This window comes from Staphylococcus sp. EG-SA-2 (genome assembly GCF_017152085.1).
This window is the reverse complement of record NZ_JACYHC010000558.1, coordinates 1-3,074: the sequence shown is the minus strand read 5'-3', so window position 1 is coordinate 3,074 and position 3,074 is coordinate 1. Positions and strand designations below refer to the sequence as shown.

The following is a 3,074-nucleotide window of genomic DNA, read 5'->3' as shown; positions in this document are numbered from 1 at the left end:
ATGATTTAGCGCGATTAAAGTCACATTATAATATTGAAGTTCCTGAAGATGCAGAAATCATAGCGTGGTTTGATGCGATAGGGAAAAAACGTGGCTTAATTCGACGTGGTAATGAAATTGATTACGAAGCAGTCATTGAACTGATTATTTATGATATTCGAAATGCTAAAATAGGAAATTATTGTTTTGATATTTTTAAAGATATGACTGAGGAATTAGCAAATGACGCTAACAATTAAAGAAGTTACGCAGTTGATTAATGCGGTTAATACAATAGAAGAATTAGAAAATCATGAATGCTTTTTAGATGAGCGAAAAGGTGTTCAAAATGCCATAGCTAGGCGCAGAAAAGCGTTAGAAAAAGAACAAGCTTTAAAAGAAAAGTATGTTGAAATGACTTACTTTGAAAATGAAATATTAAAAGAGCATCCTAATGCTATTATTTGTGGGATTGATGAAGTTGGAAGAGGACCTTTAGCAGGTCCAGTCGTTGCATGCGCAACAATTTTAAATTCAAATCACAATTATTTGGGCCTTGATGACTCGAAAAAAGTACCTATTACGAAACGTCTAGAATTAAATGAAGCACTAAAAAATGAAGTTACTGCTTTTGCATATGGTATCGCGACAGCTGAAGAAATAGATGAATTTAATATTTATAAAGCTACTCAAATCGCCATGCAGCGAGCTATTGATGGATTATCAGTACAACCAACGCATTTATTGATAGACGCGATGACGCTTGATAATGCACTGCCTCAAGTATCTTTAATCAAGGGTGATGCAAGAAGTGTGTCCATTGCAGCTGCAAGTATCATGGCGAAGGTTTTTCGTGATGATTATATGACACAGTTATCTAAAGATTATCCTGAATACGGTTTTGAAAAAAACGCGGGTTATGGTACCAAACAACATTTACTAGCAATCGATGATATTGGCATTATGAAAGAGCATAGAAAAAGCTTTGAACCTATAAAATCGTTACTGTAAATCGTAAAATTCAATTAAATGATAAAAAAGTAGCATTTAAGTTTACAATAGCGCTTACATTTTTTATAATTGTAAGGGAACTTAACCTAAGTAACAGGAGGATGGAAGATGAATATCCACGAGTATCAAGGTAAAGAAATATTTCGTTCAATGGGCGTTGCAGTTCCAGAAGGACGAGTAGCATTTACTGCTGAAGAAGCGGTGGAGAAAGCAAAAGAATTAAATTCTGATGTATATGTTGTAAAAGCACAAATTCATGCTGGAGGTAGAGGTAAAGCAGGCGGAGTAAAAATTGCTAAATCTTTATCTGAGGTAGAAACATATGCAAAAGAATTATTAGGGAAAACTTTGGTGACACATCAAACTGGTCCAGAAGGTAAAGAAATTAAACGTTTATATATCGAAGAAGGTTGTGCTATTCAAAAAGAATATTACGTTGGATTCGTTATTGATCGTGCGACTGACCAAGTAACATTGATGGCGTCTGAAGAAGGGGGCACTGAGATTGAAGAAGTTGCTGCGAAGACTCCTGAAAAGATCTTCAAAGAAACTATCGATCCAGTAATCGGACTTTCACCATTCCAAGCAAGACGAATTGCGTTTAATATTAATATTCCTAAAGAATCTGTTAACAAAGCTGCTAAATTCTTATTAGCACTTTATAATGTATTCATTGAAAAAGATTGTTCAATCGTAGAAATCAACCCATTAGTTACAACAGCTGATGGTGATGTATTGGCATTAGATGCTAAAATTAATTTTGATGATAATGCATTATTCAGACATAAAGATGTTGTAGAATTACGTGATTTAGAAGAAGAAGATCCGAAAGAGATTGAAGCGTCTAAACATGATTTATCATACATTGCATTAGATGGTGACATCGGATGTATGGTTAATGGTGCAGGTTTAGCCATGGCAACAATGGATACGATTAATCATTTCGGTGGAAACCCAGCCAATTTCTTAGATGCAGGCGGAAGCGCTACTAGAGAAAAAGTAACTGAAGCATTTAAAATCATTTTAGGTGATGAAAATGTTAAAGGTATTTTTGTAAACATTTTCGGTGGCATTATGAAATGTGATGTTATCGCAGAAGGTATCGTTGAAGCTGTAAAAGAAGTAGATTTAACTTTACCACTAGTTGTACGCTTAGAAGGTACAAATGTTGAGTTAGGTAAAAAAATCTTAAAAGACTCAGGATTAGCAATTGAACCAGCAGCAACAATGGCTGAAGGTGCACAAAAAATTGTTAAACTAGTCAAAGAAGCATAAGGAAAGGATGGGAGCACTAAGATGAGTGTATTTATAGATAAGAATACTAAAGTAATGGTACAAGGTATTACAGGGTCTACTGCCCTTTTCCATACAAAACAAATGCTTGATTATAGTACGAAAATAGTAGCAGGTGTGACGCCTGGTAAAGGTGGTCAAGTTGTTGAAGGCGTTCCTGTTTTCAACACTGTTGAAGAAGCTAAAAATGAAACTGGGGCAACGGTTTCAGTCATTTACGTTCCAGCACCATTTGCTGCAGACTCAATTTTAGAAGCAGCTGATGCAGACTTAGATATGGTTATTTGTATCACTGAACATATTCCTGTATTAGACATGGTTAAAGTTAAACGCTACTTACAAGGTAGAAAAACACGTTTAGTTGGTCCGAACTGTCCAGGTGTGATTACAGCAGATGAATGTAAAATTGGTATTATGCCTGGCTATATTCACAAAAAAGGTCATGTTGGTGTAGTATCACGTTCAGGTACACTAACATATGAAGCAGTGCACCAATTGACTGAAGAAGGTATTGGTCAAACTACAGCTGTTGGTATTGGTGGAGACCCAGTCAACGGAACAAACTTTATTGATGTTTTAAAAGCATTCAATGAAGATGACGAAACGAAAGCAGTTGTTATGATTGGTGAAATCGGTGGTACAGCTGAAGAAGAAGCAGCTGAATGGATTAAAGCGAATATGACAAAACCAGTTGTAGGCTTTATCGGTGGACAAACAGCACCTCCTGGAAAACGTATGGGACATGCTGGTGCAATCATTTCAGGTGGTAAAGGTACTGCTGAAGAGAAAAT

At 35.9% G+C, this 3,074-nt stretch carries 3 protein-coding genes and 1 pseudogene; all 4 read left to right on the top strand.

The window, feature by feature from the left end; translation table 11 throughout:
- Positions 1 to 239 (top strand): annotated as a pseudogene (locus IDG60_RS09535) (ribosome biogenesis GTPase YlqF); the annotation flags it as partial.
- Positions 223 to 990 (top strand): ribonuclease HII, encoded by a 768-nt coding sequence (locus IDG60_RS09530; protein WP_000176393.1) that lies wholly within the window; start codon positions 223 to 225, stop codon positions 988 to 990. The pseudogene IDG60_RS09535 and the gene IDG60_RS09530, both read left to right, overlap by 17 nt.
- Positions 991 to 1,098: 108 nt before the next feature.
- The gene (gene sucC, locus IDG60_RS09525; protein ID WP_001020801.1) at positions 1,099 to 2,265 is read left to right on the top strand and encodes an ADP-forming succinate--CoA ligase subunit beta; all 1,167 of its coding nucleotides are present in this window, start codon (positions 1,099 to 1,101) and stop codon (positions 2,263 to 2,265) included.
- Between the two features lie 21 nt (positions 2,266 to 2,286).
- The coding region (gene sucD, locus IDG60_RS09520; RefSeq protein ID WP_206160648.1) for a succinate--CoA ligase subunit alpha at positions 2,287 to 3,074 on the top strand (788 nt) is incomplete at its 3' end.

What these genes read in the sequence shown, in the direction of transcription:
- sucC (WP_001020801.1), top strand. Translation starts at nt 1,099, where the DNA reads ATGAATATCCACGAGTATCAAGGTAAAGAAATATTTCGTTCAATGGGC.
- IDG60_RS09530 (WP_000176393.1), top strand. Translation starts at nt 223, where the DNA reads ATGACGCTAACAATTAAAGAAGTTACGCAGTTGATTAATGCGGTTAAT.